Here is a 21,171-nt window from a genome sequence, read left to right as displayed (position 1 = left end):
ATGACCCGGGCGACGACGATGTCCCCGTTCCGGCTGTTCGGCCGCACCGCCCGCGACGAGCGCCCCCTCGACGGCGGCCCCGACCCCTGGCTCGACGACCCGGCGCCCGACCCGGCTCCGCGGCCCGCCGCGCCCCGGGCCCGGGAGGCCGCCCCGGCTCCGTCGTCCCGTGGGACGCCCGTGGCTCCGGTGGCGGAGGGCCCCGCGACCGCGGCGGCGCGGCCGGCGGTCTGGACGCCGCGGCGGCCGCCACAGGAACCGGTCGCGGAGCCGGAGCCGGTCACCGATCCCTTCGGCTTCCCGCCGGTGCCGCCGGCCGGGCCGCCCCCTGCCGCCGACCCGGCCCCCGCCACCGCCCCCGTCTCCGACGAGGTCGCCGCGGCCTGGGCGGCGTGGGCGCCTGCCGCGACGACGCGGGCCGACGGCACCCACGGCGGCGCGGATACCGGTGTGCCGCCGGCCGTGTCCGACACCGCGGCCGCTGCGTCCGGTCCGGCACCCGCTGACCCGGACCCGTCCGGCTCCGCAGCGCCGTCCGGACGGGCGACACCCGCTGTGCCCTCCGGCCCGGCGTCCTCCGGATCGGCGCCCACCACACAGGCGCCGTCCGGCCCGGCTCTGTCCGATCACGGTCCGGCCGCCCGCTCGTCCGGAGCGCCGGTCGGGCCCCCCTCGCCGATCGTCGACCCCGCCGAGGCGTCCGCACTGGCCGGGGCCTTCGCCGCGGACCTGCTGTCCTGGGACGAGGACGACGTCGCCCGCCGCGGCCGCGCCCTCTCCGCCTACCTGCCCACGACCGCGGCCGACGGGCTGCTCGGTTGGACCGGGACCGGACGCCAGCGGGCCGACCTCGTGCTGCCGGGCCGCGTCAGCACCGACGGCGACCGCGCCGTCGTCGACGTCCGGGTGCGGGTCGTGCCCTACCGCCGCGTCGACGCCCGCGGGGCGGCCGCGCCGGAACCCGAACCCGACGACCCGATCGGGGCACCCGCCGGTGCCCCGGCCCCGGCCGCCCGCGGCTGGCGCGGGCTGGCCGCGCGATGGGTCCGGCTGGAGGTGGGCGTGGTCCTCACCGGCGACGGGCTCGTCGTCGACGCGGGGCCCGAGGCCGAGCCGCCCCGGCGACCGTCGCCGGTCGACCTCGCCCGGGGCGGTGCGCGGTGAGCGGGCGGGTCCCGGTCGTCGGGGGTCTGGCCGGCGGGGTCGGGACGACGACCGTCGCCCGGGCCCTGCACGGCCGTGACCTGGGGCGGGTGTACGGGCCGGACCTGCTGCCCGACGTCGTCGTCACCCGGGACACCGTGGCCGGGCTGGCCGCCGCCGCCCTCGTCGCCCCGGCACCCGGGCCGGGCGCGCCGGTCCTGGTCCTGCACCCCGGCACCGCCGACCCCGACGGCATCGACGCCGACGCCGCAGGTCCCGGCTGGGCGGCCGTCGTCGCGCTGCCCGCGGTGCCGGGCTGGGCCCGCTCGGCCGACCCGTGGTCGGATGCGGCCGGGGTGCTCACCCGGCCCGGGCCCTCGGCCGCGGTCCGCCGCTACGCCGACGCGATCGGCCGGATCGTCACCGCGCTGACGACGTCCGGCCGGCTCGACCGGCCGCTCACCCCGGCCGGCGTCGGTGGGCTGCGACCCCTGCGCGGGGTGCTGGCGGTCCCGACCGGGCCGGTCCGGTGAGCCGTGCGAGCGCTGCTGATCGTGCCGGTCGTCGTCGCACTCCTGCTGGGGGCGGCGGGGCAGGTCCTGGCCGCACCGGCCGCGGAACCGGTCACCTCGGGCGTCGACGCGGCTCGCGTGCCGGAGGCGGCGCGGCCGTACCTCGACCTGGTCACGGAGCTGACCTCGCAGGGCTGCCCGGAGCTGCCACCGGCCTGGGTGGTCGCCCAGGTGCAGGCGGAGTCGGGCTGGGATCCGGAGCTGCGTACCGGCACCGCCGCCGGGCTGCTGCAGGTCTCGGAACGGACCTGGGTCGCGGCCGGGGGCGCGCCGTGGCCGGACGCGGCGCTGACCGAGCCGGAGGGGCACCTGCGCGTCGTCGTGCCGTGGCTCTGCTCGACGCTGCGCGCCGCCGCCGGGTACCTGGCGACGACCCCGAAGGACGTGCCGGTGCTCGACGCGATGCTGGTCTGCCACATCGCGGGGTGCAGCCGGGTCACCGGCTCGGCGTCAGGGGTCCCGACGGGCGGGGAGGCGGACTGCTCGCAGGCGTGCGCGTCGGCGATCCGGCGCTACCTCGACGCGGTGCACGGCTTCGTCGCGGACTACTCCGGCACGACGGCCGTCGACGACCGCGAGTCGTCCCCGCCACCGCCGCAGAAGGCCGCCCCGGCGAAGGCACCGGCGGCGAAGGACGCCGCGTCGGCACCGGCACCCGCCTGGACCGGCGGCGCGACGGGCTGCCACGAACCCGATCCGGTGCGCTCCGGCGGCTGCCTGACCGGCGCGACGAAGCACGGTCTCGACGCGGTCCGGGCGGTCTTCGGCCCGACCATCGAGACGGTCGGCTGCTGGGACGAGCACCTGCAGAACCCGCGGTCGGACCATCCGAAGGGCAGGGCCTGCGACGTGTTCACCGGGAAGGCCGGGGCGTTCGCGAAGGGCGCCGACCTCGACGAGGGCTGGGCGATCGCGCGCTGGCTGGAACGCAACGCGGCCCCGCTGAAGGTCGAGTACCTGATCTGGCAGGGCCGCTACTGGGACCCCTCGGTGCGCACCGACGGCTCCGGCTGGGGCCGTCGCTACACCGGCGGCGGGGTCTACGACACCTCCGACGCGACCGGCGGCCACTACGACCATGTCCACATCAGCTTCGCGGAGTGACCCCGTGCGACGTCCCCTGCCGCTGCTCGTGCTCGCCGCGGTCCTCGCGGTGCCCCTGGCCCTGCTGGTGCCGGCGCTGCTGCCCGGACCGCCGTCGCAGGCCGTGCTGACCTCGGCCGACCGGGACGCCCTCGGTGATCCCGGTCCCGTCCGCGGAGCGGAGCCACCCGTGCCGGCGACGCGGCCGTCGTCGCCCGGGGCGGTGGCACGCGCCTACCTCGTCGCCGCGCACGGCATCCGGGCCGGCACGGCCGCGGGCACCACCCTCGACGGCGCCCCGTACGCACTGCCCGGCAGCCCGGCCGCCGCCGGAGCGCCCGTCGTCGACCCGCCGCCGCCCGGCGCGGGACGGACCGCCGAGGTCGAGGACCTCGACGAGGGCGCCACCGACTGGGCCCGCGGGCGCACCGCGCTCGTCGCGACCGTCCGCACGACGACGGCCGGGCCCGGCGCGGCCCCCGAGGTCCGGCGCTGGCGCACCCGCGTGGTCCTGCAGTTCGACGCGGCAGGCCACTGGCTGGTCACCGCCGATACCCCCATCACCACCGACACCCCCGACGTGGACGACTGACGTGACCGAACCTTGGAGTGGGCGATGACCGCCGACGAGCTCGAGCAGCTGCTCACGTCCCTGCTGGCCAAGGGGGTCACGGTCGTCCTCCTGGCGCTGGGCCCTGCCGGGGAGCTGGTGGGGGTGGAACCCGGGGGGTCCGCGACGCCGTCGGTGAGCTCCGGGCAGGACGCCGCCGGTGCGCCGCGTCCGGACCTGGAGCTGGGGGCCGACGGCGAGGTGTGCGTCGGGTCGGGCGGGTCCTCCGGGGCCGGGGCCGGGACGGGCTCCGGCGGGTCCGGATCGGGCGCCGACTCCGGATCGGGCTCCGACAGCTCGGGCGGCGGGGATCGCGAGCGCGGGCCCGGGGCCGACGGGTCCGGGGCCGACGGGTCCGCCGCCGGGTCCGGGTCCACCGGGGCCGGCGGCGACCCGGCCGGCGGGTCGGAGGACGGTCGCGACGGCGGGTCCGGCGGCTCCGACAGCTCCGACGGGTCGGGCGACTCCGACGACCGGCGCCGAGCCGGCGGGTCGGACGACTCCGGGAGCAGCGGCGGATCGGACGACGGCGGCTCCGGGGGAAGCAGCTCCGGGAACGGCGGCTCCGAGGGCACCGGGTCCGGCGGCAGCGGCTCCGGCGGCAGCGGCTCCGAAGGCTCCGGTTCGGACGACAGCAGCCCCGGCGACAGCGACGCGGGCAGCGACGCGGGCAGCAGCGGCTCGGGCAGCGGCGGCTCGGGCAGCGGCGGCACCGCCTCCGGCGCCCCCGACGAGTCCGGTGCCACCGCCTACGGCACCAGCGACGACGCCGCCGCGGGCCTCCTCACCGGCGGCACCGACGGCCGGACCACCCCCGCCCCCTGCCCCACCGGCTCGGGTGACGCGGCCGATCCCGCGCCCGCCACCGGGAGCACCCCGGAGGCGGGCGGTGCGACCACCGGCGGTGCGACAGCGGCCGAGGGCACCACCGCGGCGGCGAAGCTGGGCTGGGGCCGGCCGGTCCGCGCCGACGAGTTCGACAACGGCACGGACGGCTGGAGCATCTACGACGGCGCCGGGCACGCGGGCAACGGCCGTCGCACCCCGGACGCGGCCGCGGTGGCCGACGGCGTCCTGACGATCACCGGCGACAGCCGGGGCAACACCGCGGGCATGGCGTGGAAGGAGGGCTCCCAGCAGTACGGACGCTGGGAGGGGCGGGTGCGCGCGCCGGTCGGGGACCCGTCGTACAACGCCCTGCTGCTGCTCTGGCCCACCGCGGAGAACTGGCCCGAGGGCGGCGAGCTCGACTTCATGGAGATGATGGACCCCGAGCGGCAGAAGACCAACGCGTTCTTCCACTACGGCGCGGACAACTCCCAGGTCGAGGGCTCGGTCGAGATCGACGCGACGCAGTGGCACAACTGGGCCCTGGAGTGGACGCCGGACCGGATCACCGCCTACGTCGACGGCGAGAAGTGGTTCGAGACCACCGAGCAGAAGGTGCAGCCGCCGGGGCCGATGCACCTGTGCATCCAGCTCGACTGGTTCCCCAAGGGCGGGTCGGGGGAGGAGACGCAGATGCAGGTCGACTGGGTCCGCCAGTACACCCTCGACAGCGGCGCCGCCGGCGCAGCGAACGGTGGAGCAGCGGACGGCGGCAGCGCCACCGGCAGCGGGGGGACCACGGGCTCGACCGGCTGAGCCCGGCCATGATCACCGGTTGTGGAGTACGGAGGTACGCGAAGCGCACCCTGCGCTCCACAACCGTCGATCATGGAGCCCCCGACCGGCCCCGCCGCGGGAGGTGGCCCGGACTTCTCAGCTCCCCCACAGCCGTCCCCTCCTAGGCTGCCGCCGACCCACCGTCGACGAGTGAGGAGGGGGTCGTGCCGGAACAGACGGAGCAGGAGCCCGAGCACGATCCCGAGGCACCGTCGCGACGCCGCTGGCCCGCCGTCGTCGGCATCGTGGCGGGTCTGGCCGTGCTGGCCGGTGTCGTCACCGTGGCCACCGACCCGTCGCTGCTCACCGGCTCGTCGACCCCGACGCCCGCACCGTCGGCCCCGGCGACGCCGCCGGGCGGGATGCACGACCAGGAACGCCCGACCGAGGTCGGCGAGCTCGACCCCGCGTCACGCTCGGACACCGAGGCGGCGGTGCGCAACGGCTGGCGTCTCACCGACCACGACGAGTTCGACGGCGCCGCGCTCGACCGCACGCGCTGGAGCCCGTACACCGGGGAGACCACCGGCGGCAACGGTCGGCACCTCGCGGAGAACATCTCCGTGCGCAACGGTGAGCTCGTCCTGACCAGCCGGGGGCGCACGTCCGCCGGTCTGGCCTGGCGTGGCGGCCAGCAGTACGGCCGCTGGGAGATCCGGGCGAAGACCAACCCCGCCGTCGGCTACGGCGACGTGGCGCTGCTCTGGCCGGACGCCGAGGACTGGCCCGAGGGCGGCGAGCTCAACTTCATGGAGATCCCGAAGCCGCAGCGCGACGAGACGCACACGATCGTCCACTACGGAGAGGACAACAGCCAGGTCGGCAAGACCGTCCGCGGCGACTTCACGCAGTGGCACACCTACGCCGTCGAGTGGCTGCCCGACCGGGTCGTGTTCTACATCGACGGCGCCGAGGTCTTCCGCACCACCGATCCGGAGCAGATCCCGCCGCGGTCGATGCACCTGGCGATGCAGCAGGACATCGGCCCCTACGGCGACGACTGGATCCCGGCGCCGGACGCGACCACGCCGGACTCGCTCGACTTCCAGGTCGACTGGGTCCGCATCTACGCGCCCTGACCCGCTCGGCGGCGGATCGGGTGTGACTGGGGAAAGAAGGAGGCCCCGGACCCTGTGGGGTCCGGGGCCTTCTCCTGTCCCGAACTGACGCGCCGCTCCCACCACGAAGCGACGAGATTGAGGTTAGCCTAACCTTCGTCGCGGGCGCAAGGGCGGGTTCTCAGCCGAGCAGTTCCCGCAACGGTCCCACGCCGAAGTACCCCACGAACAGCACCGCCACGACCCACATCAGCGGGTGGACCTGCCGCGCGCGACCGGTGGCCGCGGCGAGCGCGACGTAGCTGATGAAACCGGCGCCGATGCCGTTCGCGATCGAGTAGGTGAACGGCATGACCGTGATCGTCAGGAACACCGGGATCGCGGTGCGCAGGTCGTCGAGCGAGACCGAGGTGATCTGGCGGAACATCAGCGCGCCGACGACGACCAGTGCCGGGGCCGCGGCCTCCACCGGGACGATCGCGTACAGCGGCGTGAAGAACATCGCCAGCAGGAACAGGACACCGGTCAGCACGTTGGCCAGACCGGTCCGTGCGCCCTCGGCGATGCCGGCCGCGGACTCCACGAAGATCGTGTTCGACGACGCCGACCCCACACCACCGGCGACCGCGCCCGCGCCCTCGACGACCAGCGCCTTCCCGACGTCCGGGAGCTTGTCGTCGGAGTCGGTCAGGCCCGCCTGGCGGCCGAGGCCGGTGAGCGTGCCCATCGCGTCGAAGAAGTTCGCCAGCACCAGGGTGAAGATCAGCAGGACGACGGTGATGATGTCGAGCCGGGTGAACGCCCCGAGCGAGACCTGCCCGACCAGCGACAGGTCCGGCAGCCCGACGATCCGGTCCGGGATGGCGGGCACGGCCAGCGACCAGCCGCCGGGGTTGGTCGGGCCGCCCGGGCCGACCCGGACGATCGCCTCGACGACGATCGCGATGATCGTGTTCACCACGACGCCGATGAGGATGCCCGCACGGACACCGCGGGCGACGAGCACCCCGACGATGATCAGTCCGACGACGAAGACGAACGTCGGCCAGGAGGCGATGGAGCCGCCGGTGCCCAGTCCGACCGGGACCGTGGTGTTGGCCGCGTCGGGCAGCCGGCGCACGAAGCCGGAGTCGACCAGGCCGATCAGCGCGATGAACGCGCCGATGCCGACCGCGATCGCCGTCTTGAGCTCGGTGGGGACGGCGTTGAACACCGCCGTCCGGAAGCCGGTCAGGGCGAGGATCACGATGATCACGCCGTTGATGACGACCAGGCCCATCGCCGCGGGCCAGGTCATCAGCGGCGCGATGGTCACCGCCAGCAGGGTGTTGATCCCCAGGCCGGTGGCGATCGCGAACGGGTAGTTCGCGACGACGCCGAAGATGATGGTCATCACGCCCGCGACCAGGGCGGTCACCGCGGCGACCTGCGCGACCGGGAGGATCCCGCCCAGCGCGTCGGCCTTGGCCGACGGGTCGCCCGGCGTGACGCTGCCCAGGATCAGCGGGTTCAGGACGATGATGTAGGCCATCGCCATGAACGTGACGAGACCCCCGCGCAGCTCGCGGGAGACGGTGGAGCCGCGCTCGGACACGCGGAACAGGCGCTCGATCACGGCGACACCCTAGACGCGGTGCAACGCTGCGGGTTCCGTACGTGCACCGTTTAGGCTACGGCCCCGTGACGGCCCACGACAGCGAGCGCGCGAGCGACCCCCCGCCCCCGCCGCCGTTGCCGGCGCGCTTCTACGAGTCCCCGCCGGTGATCCTCGGCGGGATGCTGCTGTGGGCGGTCGGCGCGGGCGTCGCCGCCGCGTTCGTGATGGTCACCGGATCCGGGTTCGATCCCGCGAGCGGCGCCGGCGCCTGGTTCTGGACCTGCATCGCCGGGGTCGGGGTGGGCCTGTTCGGCGCCGCGGTGTTCTCGGCGCAGCGGGCCGCCGCCCGGCGCGGGGACCGGTCGGCGCAGCGCGGCGTCGAGCCGAGGTAGGTCATAGGCTCGCCGGCATGACCGCGAACGACCGTCCGACCGCCGTCGTCACCGGTGCTTCCTCCGGGATCGGCGCCGCCACCGCCCGTGCCCTCGGCGCCGCGGGCTTCCACGTGGTGCTGGGAGCCCGCCGGGTGGAACGCTGCGAGGAGATCGCGCAGGAGATCGACGGCACCGCGCTGCCCCTCGACGTCACCGACCGGGAGTCCGTGCGCGCCTTCGCCGACGCCGTGCCCGAGGCGAAGCTGCTGGTCAACAACGCCGGCGGCGCGAAGGGCCTGGAGCCCGTCGCCGACGCCGACGAGGACGACTGGCGCTGGATGTGGGAGACCAACGTCGCCGGCACGCTGCGTCTGACGCAGGCGTTCCTGCCGAAGCTGCGGGCGTCGGGCGACGGGCACATCGTCACGGTGACCTCGATCGCCGCGCTGGACTTCTACGACAACGGCGCCGGCTACACCGGTGCCAAGCACGCCCAGGCGATGCTGCACCGCACCCTGCGCGGGGAGCTGCTCGGCGAGCCGATCCGGATCACCGAGATCTGCCCCGGCATGGTGGAGACCGAGTTCTCCGAGGTGCGGCTGGGTGACGCCGAGAAGGCGGCGAAGGTCTACGAGGGCCTGACCCCGCTGACCGCCGACGACGTCGCCGACACGATCGTCTTCGCCGCGACCCGGCCGTCGCACGTCAACCTGGACCAGATCGTGCTCAAGCCGCGCGACCAGGCGTCGGGCACGCGGCGGCACCGGCGCTAGAGGGTCTCCTCCGACCGGCGGTTCTGGTCGGCGTCGTCACCGGGGCGCTCGCTCCGGGCGGCGCCGGCGATCCGCTCCTCGGACTCGCGCAGGATCTGCTCGGCACCGGGCTCGGTGCCCTCCTCCTCCGGGAGCGGGGTGGCACGGCTGGCGGCGCGGTCGTCGGGAACGCTCATGGCGGGCGGGTACCCGCTAGGACAGCGCCGACAACCCCTTCCACTTCTCCCAGGACAGCGTCCAGTCCCACAGGTCGCCGTCGCGGGCGGAGAGCTGCACGGGGGTGCCGGTGACCTCGACCGGGTCGCCGTAGAGCACGGTGTCGTAGTACGCCTTGGCGTTCTCGATCGACAGGTTCACGCAGCCGTGGGTGACGTTCGCGGCCCCCTGCGCGGCGGCCGACACCGGGTTGGCGTGGATGAACTCGCCGTTGTTGCTCATCCGGACGGCCCACTTCTCGACGACGTCGTAGCCGTACTGCTGCGAGACCATCCGCTTGTCGGTGAACTTCTCGGTGACGACGTGGATGCCCGAGCGCGTGTTGCGGTTCGGGTCGTCGGCCAGGCCGTAGGACGCCGGGTAGTCCGCGATCTGCTTGCCGTTGCGGATCACGATCATCCGGAACGATCGGGCGTCGGCCTCGACGATCTGGGCGCGGCCGATCGCGAACGACGTGGTCAGGTCCTCGGCGCCGTAGCTGCCGCCGCCGTAGTCGACGCCCTTGAGCGGCGCGTCCACGGTCACCTTCGTGCCCGACGGCCAGTACTCCTTCGGCCGCCAGTGCACGCGCGAGCCGCCGTTCTCGTCGGGCAGCCAGCCCCACGCGCCCTCGACCTCCTTCGAGGTCGTGACCTTCAGGACCTTCTCGATCGCGGCGCGGTCCTCGACGTGCCGGTCGAACTGGATCTCGATCGGCGCGGCGATGCCGACGGTGCGGTCGTCGCCGATGTTCAGGGTGCCGCGCACGGTGTGGGCGGGTTCCAGCGTCGCGACGGTGCCCTGCACGGGGGTCGCCGTGCCGTCCGGGGCGACGGCGCGCCCGTGCCAGGTGTAGGTGGTCGCGAAATCCAGATCACCGCTGCTGGTCCAGGTGGTGTGGTCCGGGGACAGCGCGCCGTCGACGGCGTCGCCGTCCGGGCCGGTCAGCGACACCCCGTCCAGCGTGCCGCCCGCCGCGCGGACCGAGACCGGCTGTGCCGGGTTCGCCGACGACGCCGAGGCGGCCGGCTGGTAGCTCACCTGTGGTCCGGCCGGGGCCGGGGCGGCCTGCGGCACCGCCGGGCCCTGCGGCGGGGCCGCGAGGGCCACCGCCCCGACGACGCCCAGCGCGCCGATCAGCGCCACCACGACGATCAGAACCCGTCGCAACCGTTCCCCCGCGTACTCGATCTCCTGCGTTGTGCACCGACGGTACGCCGGGACCGGTACGCGTGATCAGCAGGAGGACGGTGCTCCCCCGTGCGGCGCAACGCGAACCGGACGCTCGGACACAGAGGGTGTCAGACGGCGCAGTTCACCAGCACCGGCTCGGGACGCAGGGTGACGCCGAACCGCTCGGCGACGCCGCCCTGCACCTCACGGGCCAGGGCCAGCAGGTCGGCCGTCGTCCCCCCGCCGCGGTGGGTGAGGGCCAGGACGTGCCGCGTCGACAGCGACACCCGGCCGCCGGGGCCGGCGTGCCCGCGGCCGAACCCGGCGTTCTGGATCAGCCCGGCGGCGCTCAGCTTGACCCGGCCCTCTCCCGCGGGCCACGCGGCCAGGCCGTCGACCTGCGGCGCCCGGTCCGTGGGCAGGATCGGGTTGGTGAAGAACGAGCCGGCCGACCAGGTGTCGTGGTCCTCGGCGTCGAGGACCATGCCCTTGCCACGGCGCAGCCCGAGCACCGCCTCACGGACGGCGGCCGGATCGGTCCGCGTCTCCGGGTCGACGCCGAGGGTGCGGGCGAGCTCGCCGTAGCGGATCGGGGCGGAGCGGCCGTCGGCGTGCAGCGCGAAGCGCACCCGCAGGACGATCGCGTCGTCGCTGCCCTTGAGGACGCTCGTGCGGTAGGCGAGCCCCAGTTCGGAGGCGGGCACGTGCTCGCGGACGGTGCCGGTGCGCCGGTCGTAGAGGTCGACGTCGACGAGCAGGTCGGCGACCTCGACGCCGTAGGCGCCCACGTTCTGCACCGGGGTCGCGCCGGTCCGCCCGGGGATACCGGACAGGCACTCCAGCCCGCCGAGCCCGTCGGCGACGGTCGCGGCGACGACGTCGTCCCAGTCCTCACCGGCCTCGACGGTCAGCAGCACCCGGTCGCCGTCGCGCTCGTGGCCGATCCCGCGCCCCGCCAGCAGCACGGCGGTCCCGTCGAACCCGGCGTCGGCGACGACGAGGTTCGACCCGCCGCCCACCAGCAGGACCCGTTCCCCGGCCCGGTCGGCCGCGGCGACGGCGTCGACCACCTCGGCCGCGCCCTCGGCGCGCACGATGCGGGAGGCCGGTCCGCCGAGGCGCAGTGTGGTGTGCGCACTGAGCATCGGGTCGACCGTTGTCGGAGCGGGGGAACTCACGACCGCAACGGTAGCCTTCGCCCATGCCGCGCTCGATCGACTACCGCGCAACGTCCGCGCATCCGGCCTCGAAGGTCTACGCGGCGATGGTCGACCGCGATCTCCTGGAGGAGCAGCTGCGTCACATCGGCGGCCCCGGGGCCGGGGTGACCGCCTACGAGACCACCGCCGACGGCGTCCGCTACACACTGCGGCACGGGATCCCGGGCGAGCACCTGCCGTCGATCGTGTCGTCGTTCGTACCCGGCGGGGACCTGCAGATCGACCGCAGCGAGCAGTGGCGGGCCGGCAGCGAGGGCGTCTACGACGGCACCGGCTCCGTGAAGGTCATCGGCACCCCCGCCACCGCGCGGTCGGTGATGCGGATCGCCGACGTCGACGGCGGCAGCGAGGTCCGGATCCGGGCCGAGGTCACGGTCAAGGTCCCGCTGGTGGGTGCGAAGATCGAGCAGGCGGTCGCCGGGCAGATCGAGCAGCTGCTCGCCGCCGAGACCCAGTTCACCCTCTCCCGGATCTCCTGATGTCCCACTACGTGATCACCTTGTCCTGCCCGGACCGCACCGGCATCGTCGCGCGGATCAGCACGTTCCTCGCCGACCTCGGCGCCTCGATCACCGAGGCCGCGTACCACGCCGACGTCGAGGCCGGGGTGTTCTGCACCCGCCAGGTCGTCGACGCCGCGTCGGTCCCCTTCGACGTCGACGAGCTCCGCGCCCGGTTCGCCCCGGTCGCCGCCGAGCTGGGTGGTGAGCACCGCATCTCCGACACCGGCGTCCGCAAGCGCGCCGTGCTGCTGGTGACCCGCGACCAGCACTGCCTGCACGACATCCTCGGCCGGGTGTGGGCGGGCGAGCTGCCGGTGGAGATCACCCGCGTGATCGGCAACCACACGTCGCTGGAGCCGGTCGTCGCCGCGCACGGGGTGCCGTTCCACCACGTACCGTTCCCCGCGCCCGGCGACCCGGCCCGCGAGCAGGGCAAGGTCACCGCGTTCGAGGAGATCCGCAAGCTCGTCGACGACGACTCCCCCGACGCGATCGTCCTCGCCCGCTTCATGCAGGTCCTGCCCGCGCACCTGTGCGAGGCCTGGGCCGGGCGGGCGATCAACATCCACCACAGCTTCCTGCCGTCCTTCGCCGGGGCGCGGCCCTACCACCAGGCCCACCGGCGCGGGGTCAAGCTGATCGGCGCGACCTGCCACTACGCGACCGCCGACCTCGACGCGGGCCCGATCATCGAGCAGGACGTCGCCCGCGTCGACCACGGGGACACCGCGACCGACATGGTGCGACGGGGACGCGACATCGAGCGCCTGGTGCTGGCCCGGGGGCTGCGGTGGCACCTGGAGGACCGGGTGCTGATCCAGGGCAACCGGACCGTCGTCTTCCGCTGAGCCCGCAGCCCTGCCGCCCGGCCCGGCCCGGCCCGGCCCGCGCGCAGCAGAATGTCGCCGAGATGCATCTCAGCGGGAATTGTGGATCTCCGTGGCCCGCTGAGCTGCATCTCGGTGTACGTCCTTCGTTCGCGATGGCGACGGAGTCCGGCCGATCCGGTCCGACGGCCGGGGCAGCCGGCGCACGATCAGCACGTGACGATCCCCGGATGGCCCGAGGTGTTCCGCGGGACCGCGGCCGTGGCGGCGGGTCTCGTCACCCCCGACCTCCTGCGCGGGCCCCGCTACCGCCGGCTGCTCCCGGACACCTACGCGCCGGCCGACCTGCGCCCCGACCTACGGCTCCGCTCGCTCGCGGCGCACTGCTGGGCCGGGCCGGACGCCGTGCTCAGCGGGTACTCGGCCGCCGAGCTGCTCGGCGCGTCGTGCGCCCCGTGGGCTGCACCGGCCGAGGTGACCGTCGGCGCGGCGCACCCCGGAGCCCGCTCCCGTGAGGGTGTGCTCGTCCGTCGCGACGTCCTGCACCCGGACGAGGTGACCGAGGTCCGCGGCGTACGGGTCACCACGCGTGTCCGCACCGCGTTCGACCTGGCGCGGCGTCTGTCACCGACCGAGGGTGTCGTCGCCGTCGACGCGCTGTCCCGCGGATCGTTCGCCCCGGACGTGCTGCTGAACCTCGCGGTCCGGCACGCCCACGCCCGGGGTGTCCGGCGGGTCGTCGACGCGTCGGTGTGGGCCGACCCGCGCGCCGGCTCCCCGCCCGAGACCCGGCTCCGGCTGGTCCTCGTCCGGGGTGGCCTCCCGCGGCCGGTGCCCCGGCACCCGGTCCTCGACGACGTCCGGCGCACGGCGCTGTGGCTGGACCTGGCCTACCCGGACCACCACCTCGGCGTCGAGTACGACGGCGGCGGCCACTTCGCGACGCCCGAGGCGGCCCGCGCCGACGCACAACGGCACACCCGGCTCGTCGCGGCGGGGTGACGGGTGCTGCGCTACACCGCCCCGGACATGCACCGACGGCCCGACGAGATCGTCGCCGAGGTGGGCCGGGCCCTCGACCGCACACGCCGAGATGCAGCTCAGCGGGCCGTGGAGATCGACAGTTCCCGCTGAGCTGCATCTCGGCGAACTTCCCGTAGGAACAGCTGCGCGAGGAGGGGCGCTCGCGACGCGCGGAGCGGGGCGTACCGGCGGGGCGAGCGCGGGGCGAGCACACGACGGCGCCCGCCCCGCGTGCTGCGGAACGGGCGCCGGATCGTACGGCTCACGCCGTGGGTCGGACGGAGATCAGGCCGCGGACTGCTCGGCCGTCGCCGCGTCGTGGGCGGGCTCCAGGGCGATCGCCAGGACCTCGGAGACGTCGGCGACCGGGTGCACCCGCAGCTCCTCGCGGACCGCGGCCGGGACGTCGTCCAGGTCCGGCTCGTTGCGCTTCGGGATGATCACGTCGGTCAGCCCGGCCCGGTGCGCGGCGAGCAGCTTCTGCTTCACCCCGCCGATGGGCAGGACCTTGCCCTGCAGCGTCACCTCGCCGGTCATGCCGACCGAGCTCCGGACGGGACGCCCGGAGGCCAGCGACGCCAGCGCCGTCGTCATCGTGACGCCGGCGGACGGGCCGTCCTTCGGGACCGCACCGGCCGGGACGTGCACGTGCAGCTTGCGCGACGCGAGGTCACCGGCCAGCCCGCGCGAGCGCAGGTAGGACAGTGCGATCGAGACGGACTCGGTCATCACCTCGCCCAGCTGCCCGGTGATCTGCAGGCCCGGCTCGCCGTCCATCGAGGTGGCCTCGATGAACAACACGTCACCACCGGCACCGGTCACCGCCAGCCCGGTCGCGACGCCCGGCACCGAGGTCCGCTCGGCGGACTCCGGCGTGAACCGCGGACGGCCGAGGTAGGTGACGAGCGCGTCGGCGTCGACGTGCACCGGGCGCTCGGTCTCCGACGCGTCCAGCTGGACGGCCACCTTCCGCAGCACCTTCGCCAGGCCCCGCTCCAGCTGCCGGACCCCGGCCTCCCGGGTGTACTCGGCGGCGATCATCGACAGCGCGACGTCGGTGAACTCGACGTCGCCGTCGTCGAGACCGGCCTTGGCGACCTGGCGCGGCAGCAGGTGGTCACGGGCGATCGCGACCTTCTCCGGCTCGGTGTAGCCGTCGAGCGTCACGATCTCCATGCGGTCGGCCAGCGGGCCGGGGATCGCGGAGCCGTCGTTCGCCGTCGCCAGGAACAGGACGTTCGACAGGTCGAGGTCGACCTCCAGGTAGTGGTCGCGGAACGTGTGGTTCTGCGCCGGGTCGAGGACCTCCAGCAGCGCCGCGGTCGGGTCACCGCGGAAATCGCTGCCGACCTTGTCGATCTCGTCGAGCAGCACGACGGGGTTCATCGAGCCGGCCTCGCGGATGGCGCGGACGATCCGGCCGGGCAGCGCGCCGACGTAGGTGCGCCGGTGACCGCGGATCTCCGCCTCATCCCGGACGCCGCCGAGCGCGACGCGGACGAAGTTCCGGCCGAGCGCGCGGGCGACCGACTCCCCCAACGACGTCTTGCCGACACCGGGCGGGCCGACCAGCGAGAGCACCGCGCCCGAGCCGCGGCCGCCGACGGTGTCGAGGCCCTTGCGCTCGCGGCGGGCGCGCACGGCGAGGAACTCGACGAGGCGCTCCTTCACGTCGTCGAGACCGGCGTGGTCGGCGTCGAGGATGCGACGGGCCTCCACGAGGTCCGACGAGTCGGTGGTCGCGGTGCTCCACGGGATGTCGAGGACGGTGTCGAGCCAGGTCCGAATCCAGCCGGACTCCGGGCTCTGGTCCGAGGAGCGTTCCAGCTTGCCGACCTCGGTCAGCGCGGCCTTGCGGACCTCGTCGGGCAGGTCGGCGGCCTCCACGCGGGCGCGGTAGTCGTCGGAGCCCTCCGGGTCGTCCTCACCGAGCTCCTTGCGGATCGCGGCGAGCTGCTGGCGGAGCAGGAACTCGCGCTGCTGCTTCTCCATGCCCTCGCGGACGTCGTTCGAGATCTTCTCGGTGACCTCCTGCTCGGCGACGTGCTCCTTGGTCCAGCCCAGGAGCTTCTCCAGCCGGGCATCGAGGTCGATCTCGGCGAGCAGCTCGGCCTTGTGCGCGACGTCCAGCCACGACGCCCACCCGGCGAGGTCGGCGAGCGCGCCCGGGTCGTCGGTCTGCTGCACGGAGTCGATGACCTGCCAGGCCCCCCGCTGCTGCAGGATGCCGATCACCAGAGCCTTGTACTCGCGGGCGAGCTCGTGGGTGCGGCCGGTGGGCTCGCCGGAGTCGACCGGCTCGGCCTCGACCCAGAGCGCCGCGCCGGGGCCGGAGACCCCCGACCCGATACGGGCGCGCCGCTCACCCCGCACGACGGCGGCCCGGTCCCCGTTGGGGAGCCTGCCGATCTGCTCGAGCACGGCGACGACGCCGATGGCGCCGTAGCGGCCGTCGATGCGGGGCACGACGAGCACCCGTCTCCCGTCGTCGCGGTCCTGGGCCGCGGCGGTGGCCGCGTCCACCGCGGCACGGGTGTCGGAGTCGTCGAGACGGACGGGGACGACCATGCCGGGCAGGACCACGGCGTCGTCGAGGGGCAGGACCGGGAGCGTCAGCACGTCACTCATGTCCTGCCCAACCACGCGGAGGGTCCTCCGCTTCCCGGAGTTGAGTCGTGTCCGCTCAGGGCGAACGCGGACACCGGAGCACGTGACGGCGACCGTGGGCACACCGAGTACCGCGGGGCACCGGTGCGTGACCGGGGGGCGCTCGGGACCGCGGGTGCGGAGCTGTTCATGCAGGTCTCGCAGCTGCGCGGACTCCCCCTGTGCGCAGCGGTCCTGGCGCTGCTCGCGGCGGCGCGGCTCGCCCGCGGGACCCGCCCGGTCCCGGTGACGACCGCGGTCACCGAGTGGGGCGTGTCCTTCGTGCTGCTCGGCGTCGGGCTGGTCTGCGCGGTCGCCGGGCCGGACGCCGGCTACCGCTTCCGCTACGACCGCCTCGAGCTCGCCGTACGGTCCAGCAGCCAGTTCCTGCTGCTGCCCGGGGGCTGGACCTCGACCGACGGGTCCGCCGGCTTCCCGGCCCGCGCCCCGCTCCTGACGACGACGGCGTCGGCCCCGGCGCCCCCCGGGCGACAGCCGGAGCGGCCGGTCGGCGGGGCGGCGTCGGCCAGGTCCGGGTCGATCTCGGCGACGGCGACCCGGCCCGCGTCGAGGCCCGCCAGCGCAGCGACGACGGGCTCCGCGAGCAGGTCGGGCCGGTCCAGCGCCGGGACGGCCGCGAGCGTCCCGAGGACCGGGTGGTTCACCAGCGCGGTCCGCCGCCCTGGACCTCCATCACCGCGGGCTTGACGTCGACCAGGTAGACCAGCGTCGCGACGGTGGCGGCCAGCCAGAACATGGCACCGCCGAACATCGGGCCGTTCGTGATGATCAGGAGCAGCAGCGCGACGCCGGTGATGCCCAGCCATGCGTTCTTGGTGAGCTTGCCCGCCGCGGTGAAGGCGTCCGCACGTTGCATCAGTGCGTGCCCGAACGAGAACCCGCCGACCACGACCATGATCCATTTGATCACGAAGATGATCAGTTCATCGGGGGCTCCTGGCAGTGACAGCACTCGGCCAGGGTACGGACAACCCGGGCGCCGGTCACGTCCGGCGCCGGATCCGGGCAGGACGATCCGCATCCGCACACGACGACGCCCCCGGCCGATCGGGATCGGCCGGGGGCGCGGGTCGTGCTCACCGGGCGCGGGGCCCGGAGGGTGTCACTTCTTGGCCGACGCCGTCGAGGTGCCGCGGCGGGTGGTCGGCTTGCGGGCCGGGACCTTCGCGCCGGTGGCGGTCTTCGGGTCGGTCTTGGCGGCGGTACGACGCGCGGTCGACCGGGTGGTGGAGGCGACCTCGTCGCCGGCCTCCTCGATCGCCTCGGCGGCCTCCTTCGAGACCTCGGTGACGACCTCGGCGGCCTCGCTCGCGGCGGTCTGGGCCCGGCGGGCGACCTTCTCGCCGACCGAGCGGGTCTGCGTGGTGACCGCGCCCAGGGTCTTGACGGCGGCGTCGTGGGTCTCGTCCACGAACTCGTCGACGCGGGTGTCGAACTTCTCGGTCAGGCCCTCGACGGTGGCGATGGCCTGCTTGACCTGCGGCTGCTTGCGGATCCGGCCCCAGGCCTTCTCACCGCGCTGGGCGAACCCGACGTAGACGCCCTCGACCTCGGAGCGGAACTCCTCGACCTGCTTGCGGATGTTGTCCGAGGACAGCTTGCCGCGGAGCTCCTTGAGCTCGTCGGGGAGCTCCTGGACGCGGGTCTGCACCTCCTCGGCGCGCTTGGTGGCGGTGGAGCGGGCGTCGGTGACGGCCTTGCTCATGGTGGTGACGGCGAAGTCGCCGGCGCCGAGCACGGCGAGCAGCGGGGTGCGGACGACCTCGGCCTGCTCGGCGGTCTGCTCACGCAGCTTCTGCACGTCGGCGCTGGTGGGGAGGTTCACGGCCATGGTGATCACTTCCTCGTATCGGTGGGGGTGTCGGTGGTGCCGGCAGAGAGGCCGTTCTCCCTGCGAAAGGACTCGTAGACATCGAGCAGCACACGTTTCTGCCGCTCGTTGAGAGTCGGATCGGTGAGCACCGCGTCGGTCACCTGACCGGCGGGCCGCTCCTCGAGGATCCCGGCGCGGACGTACAGCGCCTCGGCGGAGATCCGCAGCCCCTTGGCGATCTGCTGCAGTATCTCGGCGGACGGCTTGCGCAGTCCGCGCTCGACCTGGCTGAGATACGGGTTGCTGACGCCCGCGGTGCGGGCCAGCTGCCGCATGGAGACCTGGGCGGCCTCGCGCTGGGCGCGGATGTAGGACCCGATGTCTTCCACCGCGTGCCCCACGGTCTGACCGACGCTCTCGACGGCCTGCGCGACGCGCTCGACGGGTTCGACGGACTCACGCTCTCCGTGCTTGCGCTCGGTGGCCATCCGTCTCACCTCCGCCTCGATCCGTTCCTCACTGACGGAACCGACCCTACGCGGCACCGCTAGCTCCTGCAAGCACAGTGCTAGCGCTGGTCACGTGGCGTGCGCCACGTCGGTGACGGCCCGGTGACAGTGCGATGTCATCCGGGGACACCCGACCGATCACCCGATGACGAGCTCCCCCACGGCGTGGATGACCAGGCCGGCGAGCGCCCCCACGACGGTGCCGTTGATCCGGATCCACTGCAGGTCCCGGCCCACCTGGAGCTCGATCTTGCGCGAGGTCTCCTCCGCGTCCCAGCGGGCGACGGTCTCGGTGATCAGGGTGGTGATCTGGTGCCGGTAGTGCCGCACGACGTACGACGCGGCGTCCGCCAGCCAACCGTCGAGCTTCGCGCGCAGCTCGGCGTCGCGGCCCAGCCTCCGCCCGAAGGCCATGAGGCCGTCGCGCACTCGCAGGCGCAGCTCGTTCGACGGGTCGTCGGCGGCGTCGAGGACCATGGACTTCACGACCGTCCAGGCGCGGCCGATGAAGTGCTGCACCTCCGGGTGCTCGACGACCTGGCGCTTGACCTGCTCGGCGCGCTCCATCGTCGTCTCGTCGTGCTGCAGGTCGCGGGCGAACTCGGCGAGGTAGCGGTCCACGGCGTGCCGCAGCGGGTGCTCGGGGTCGGTCTTGACCGCCCAGGCGTACCCGCGGATCTCGGCGAACAACTTGTCGGCCACGAGGTCGTCGACGAAGCGCGGCGTCCAGGACGGCGCGCGGTCGTGCACCACCCGCAGGACCATCTCCTGGTTGTCGGCGACCCAGTCGTAGGCGCGGTCGCAGACGAGGTCGACCAGCCTGCGGTGGGCGCCGTCGGCCAGGACGCCCTCCAGCGCCTTGCCCATCGGCGGACCGACCGGAATCTCCATCAGCTTGCGGACCGCGACGGTCTCGATGACGTTCTGCACGTCCTCGTCGCGCAGCACGGTCACGAGGGCCCGCGCGGCGGTGACCAGCTCGGTGGTGATCCGGTCGGCGTTCTGCTGCTCGGCGATCCACCGCCCGACCGACTCGCTGACCCCGATCCGCTCGAGTTTGTCGCGGACGACGGACTCGGACAGGAAGTTCTCCCCGACGAAGTCGCCGAGGCTGTCACCGATCATGTCCTTCTTGCGCGGAATGATCGCGGTGTGCGGGATCGGGATCCGCAACGGGTGCCGGAACAGCGCGGTCACCGCGAACCAGTCGGCGAGCGCACCGACCATGCCGGCCTCGGCGGCGGCCCGGACATAGTCCGCCCCGGGGAGACCGCGGACGACCTCGAAGTACTTCGCGACGAAGAACACGACCGTCGCGCCGAGGAGGAACCCGGTGGCGACGGCCTTCATGCGCCGCAGGTCGCGCCGCTTCTGCTCGTCACCGGGGCCGAAGCCGCCGAGGGGGACGTCGGGAACGGACCCGATGGTGCGGTCCCGCTGCGGGACGGGGGTCGGGCGCTCCGGCGCGCGGGAGGTCTGCACACACCCATAGTGCCCGGGGACACCGACAACGGGCGCCGGGGGCGCGCGGTACGGGTCCCCGGCCGGGTCCGGGGGATGTCCCGCCGGACCCGGCCGTGGCCGGTGGAGCGGCTGCGCGGCGAGGGAGAAGTGCCCCCTCGGGCGCCGCTTCCGGGGCGCACCGCCCGGCCGCTCCCGGCGTCCCGCGGAGACCTGCGGAGACGACATCGGGACGGATTCGGGCGGGCGGTACGCGGTCGCGCGGGCCGGATCCTCGGTTCCGTCCGGGCCGCGCGGGAGGGTCAGCGCCGCAGGGCGCTCGGGACGCCGGGCTGCTCGGCCCGCGCCTCCTGCTCGTCGGGCAGGGACTGCTCACTGCCGCGACGGCGCACCGCGTCGCAGACCGCTTCGACGACGACCGCGGCCTCGGGCACCCGGTAGCCGACCCGCGCCGGGGCCACGCGCCACTGCACCCAGCCCTCGGGACGCTCGGTCGGCGGGGCGACGACGCCGATGCCGTCGGTGTGCAGCACGACGTCGGTGTGCAGGCTCAGCTCGGCCGGGAGCGCGTGCCGCGGGCTCATCGGGAACCACCAGGTGCCCTCGGGCGTCGCGGCGACCGGCACGACCTCGCCGGCCTCACGCAGCGTCCGGCAGACCTGCCGACCGATGGCCGCCGGGACCTCGACCACGTCGAGCACGTCGCCCGTCGCGAGCATGACCTCCGCGCCCGGCCCCGGCACGAGCGGCCAACCGTGGTCGGCGTACTCGCGAGCAGCCGCTCGCAGCTCCGCGCCGTAGACGGCTCGGTAGCTGTCCCACCAGGACATGGAGGTCACTTCCTTCCGCTTGTGCGACAACCCCTGTGGTGCCGCTTTCCCTGTGAAGTACACCACCAGGATCGG

22 protein-coding genes are annotated in these 21,171 nt (G+C 74.3%); 12 read left to right on the top strand and 10 right to left on the bottom strand.

What is annotated here, in order from left to right:
• The 6 genes from ATL51_RS19265 to ATL51_RS19240 all read left to right on the top strand — a co-directional run bounded on the left by ATL51_RS19265 (window position 1) and on the right by ATL51_RS19240 (window position 6,152).
• Window positions 1–1,164: a hypothetical protein gene (locus tag ATL51_RS19265; RefSeq protein ID WP_100879449.1), complete on the top strand. Its 1,164-nt coding sequence runs from the start codon at window positions 1–3 to the stop codon at window positions 1,162–1,164.
• Window positions 1,161–1,676, top strand: coding sequence for a hypothetical protein (locus tag ATL51_RS19260; protein WP_100879448.1), 516 nt, complete (start codon window positions 1,161–1,163; stop codon window positions 1,674–1,676). The genes ATL51_RS19265 and ATL51_RS19260 overlap by 4 nt, the downstream gene beginning before the upstream one ends.
• Before the next feature lie 3 nt (window positions 1,677–1,679).
• Entirely contained in the window at window positions 1,680–2,819 is a 1,140-nt protein-coding gene (locus ATL51_RS19255) for a lysozyme family protein (protein ID WP_100879447.1), read from the top strand.
• A 4-nt stretch (window positions 2,820–2,823) separates the two neighbouring features.
• Entirely contained in the window at window positions 2,824–3,390 is a 567-nt protein-coding gene (locus tag ATL51_RS19250) for a hypothetical protein (RefSeq protein WP_100879446.1), read from the top strand.
• A 24-nt stretch (window positions 3,391–3,414) separates the two neighbouring features.
• Window positions 3,415–5,052, top strand: a complete 1,638-nt coding sequence (locus ATL51_RS19245; RefSeq protein ID WP_100879445.1) for a glycoside hydrolase family 16 protein — start codon at window positions 3,415–3,417, stop codon at window positions 5,050–5,052.
• Window positions 5,053–5,237: 185 nt separating this feature from the next.
• Window positions 5,238–6,152, top strand: a complete 915-nt coding sequence (locus ATL51_RS19240) for a glycoside hydrolase family 16 protein (RefSeq protein WP_100879444.1) — start codon at window positions 5,238–5,240, stop codon at window positions 6,150–6,152.
• 160 nt (window positions 6,153–6,312) lie between these two features.
• On the opposite strand, the gene ATL51_RS19235 is transcribed toward ATL51_RS19240, so the two are convergent.
• The gene (locus ATL51_RS19235) at window positions 6,313–7,746 is read right to left on the bottom strand and encodes an NCS2 family permease (RefSeq protein WP_100879443.1); all 1,434 of its coding nucleotides are present in this window, start codon (window positions 7,744–7,746) and stop codon (window positions 6,313–6,315) included.
• A 65-nt stretch (window positions 7,747–7,811) separates the two neighbouring features.
• Here ATL51_RS19235 and ATL51_RS19230 point away from each other — a divergent pair, with 65 nt between their 5' ends.
• Both ATL51_RS19230 and ATL51_RS19225 read left to right on the top strand, forming a co-directional pair.
• Window positions 7,812–8,120: a DUF2530 domain-containing protein gene (locus ATL51_RS19230; protein ID WP_100879442.1), complete on the top strand. Its 309-nt coding sequence runs from the start codon at window positions 7,812–7,814 to the stop codon at window positions 8,118–8,120.
• A 17-nt stretch (window positions 8,121–8,137) separates the two neighbouring features.
• Window positions 8,138–8,875: an SDR family NAD(P)-dependent oxidoreductase gene (locus ATL51_RS19225; protein WP_100879441.1), complete on the top strand. Its 738-nt coding sequence runs from the start codon at window positions 8,138–8,140 to the stop codon at window positions 8,873–8,875.
• Here the strand turns inward: ATL51_RS19225 and ATL51_RS19220 are convergent.
• The 3 genes from ATL51_RS19220 to ATL51_RS19210 form a co-directional block, all read right to left on the bottom strand.
• Window positions 8,872–9,051 carry a hypothetical protein gene (locus tag ATL51_RS19220; protein ID WP_100879440.1) on the bottom strand — a complete coding sequence of 60 codons (180 nt, stop codon included), beginning with the start codon at window positions 9,049–9,051 and terminating at the stop codon, window positions 8,872–8,874. The two genes, ATL51_RS19225 and ATL51_RS19220, sit on opposite strands and share 4 nt — an antisense overlap.
• A 16-nt stretch (window positions 9,052–9,067) precedes the next feature.
• Window positions 9,068–10,240, bottom strand: a complete 1,173-nt coding sequence (locus ATL51_RS19215) for a L,D-transpeptidase (protein ID WP_100879439.1) — start codon at window positions 10,238–10,240, stop codon at window positions 9,068–9,070.
• 131 nt (window positions 10,241–10,371) lie between these two features.
• Complete coding sequence (locus ATL51_RS19210; RefSeq protein ID WP_392567405.1) at window positions 10,372–11,388, bottom strand: UDP-N-acetylmuramate dehydrogenase; 1,017 nt, start codon at window positions 11,386–11,388, stop codon at window positions 10,372–10,374.
• Window positions 11,389–11,444: 56 nt separating this feature from the next.
• Between ATL51_RS19210 and ATL51_RS19205 the strand changes: the two genes are divergently transcribed.
• The 3 genes from ATL51_RS19205 (at window position 11,445) to ATL51_RS19195 (ending at window position 13,795) form a co-directional block, all read left to right on the top strand.
• The gene (locus tag ATL51_RS19205; RefSeq protein WP_073577882.1) at window positions 11,445–11,942 is read left to right on the top strand and encodes a DUF2505 domain-containing protein; all 498 of its coding nucleotides are present in this window, start codon (window positions 11,445–11,447) and stop codon (window positions 11,940–11,942) included.
• Window positions 11,942–12,814, top strand: a complete 873-nt coding sequence (purU, locus tag ATL51_RS19200; protein ID WP_073577883.1) for a formyltetrahydrofolate deformylase — start codon at window positions 11,942–11,944, stop codon at window positions 12,812–12,814. The genes ATL51_RS19205 and purU overlap by 1 nt, the downstream gene beginning before the upstream one ends.
• 195 nt (window positions 12,815–13,009) lie before the next feature.
• Window positions 13,010–13,795, top strand: a complete 786-nt coding sequence (locus tag ATL51_RS19195; RefSeq protein ID WP_100879437.1) for a hypothetical protein — start codon at window positions 13,010–13,012, stop codon at window positions 13,793–13,795.
• Between the two features lie 306 nt (window positions 13,796–14,101).
• On the opposite strand, the gene lon is transcribed toward ATL51_RS19195, so the two are convergent.
• Window positions 14,102–16,444, bottom strand: coding sequence for an endopeptidase La (lon, locus tag ATL51_RS19190; RefSeq protein WP_208623032.1), 2,343 nt, complete (start codon window positions 16,442–16,444; stop codon window positions 14,102–14,104).
• A gap of 123 nt (window positions 16,445–16,567) precedes the next feature.
• On the opposite strand from lon, the gene ATL51_RS28365 reads away from it, so the two are divergent.
• Entirely contained in the window at window positions 16,568–17,170 is a 603-nt protein-coding gene (locus ATL51_RS28365) for a hypothetical protein (protein ID WP_157818442.1), read from the top strand.
• Here ATL51_RS28365 and ATL51_RS19180 read toward each other — a convergent pair.
• The 5 genes from ATL51_RS19180 to ATL51_RS19160 all read right to left on the bottom strand — a co-directional run bounded on the left by ATL51_RS19180 (window position 17,124) and on the right by ATL51_RS19160 (window position 21,159).
• Window positions 17,124–17,378: a DUF2516 family protein gene (locus ATL51_RS19180; protein ID WP_062404096.1), complete on the bottom strand. Its 255-nt coding sequence runs from the start codon at window positions 17,376–17,378 to the stop codon at window positions 17,124–17,126. The genes ATL51_RS28365 and ATL51_RS19180 overlap by 47 nt on opposite strands.
• 207 nt (window positions 17,379–17,585) lie before the next feature.
• A complete protein-coding gene (locus ATL51_RS19175) occupies window positions 17,586–18,314 on the bottom strand; it encodes a hypothetical protein (protein ID WP_157818441.1) in 729 nt (242 codons plus the stop codon).
• Between the two features lie 5 nt (window positions 18,315–18,319).
• Window positions 18,320–18,784, bottom strand: a complete 465-nt coding sequence (locus ATL51_RS19170) for a helix-turn-helix domain-containing protein (RefSeq protein WP_062399838.1) — start codon at window positions 18,782–18,784, stop codon at window positions 18,320–18,322.
• Between the two features lie 159 nt (window positions 18,785–18,943).
• Window positions 18,944–20,287, bottom strand: coding sequence for a DUF445 domain-containing protein (locus ATL51_RS19165; RefSeq protein WP_100879434.1), 1,344 nt, complete (start codon window positions 20,285–20,287; stop codon window positions 18,944–18,946).
• A gap of 281 nt (window positions 20,288–20,568) precedes the next feature.
• On the bottom strand, window positions 20,569–21,159 hold the full coding sequence (locus tag ATL51_RS19160) for a bifunctional DNA primase/polymerase (protein ID WP_392567404.1): 591 nt from the start codon (window positions 21,157–21,159) through the stop codon (window positions 20,569–20,571).
• Window positions 21,160–21,171: the final 12 nt, after the last annotated feature.

Origin of the sequence: Pseudonocardia alni, from assembly GCF_002813375.1 — a bacterium.
In the GTDB taxonomy this organism is placed as follows: Bacteria; Actinomycetota; Actinomycetes; order Mycobacteriales; family Pseudonocardiaceae; genus Pseudonocardia; species Pseudonocardia alni.
Note: the sequence above shows the minus strand (reverse complement) of the source record. Positions and strands in the feature narration are given on the sequence as shown.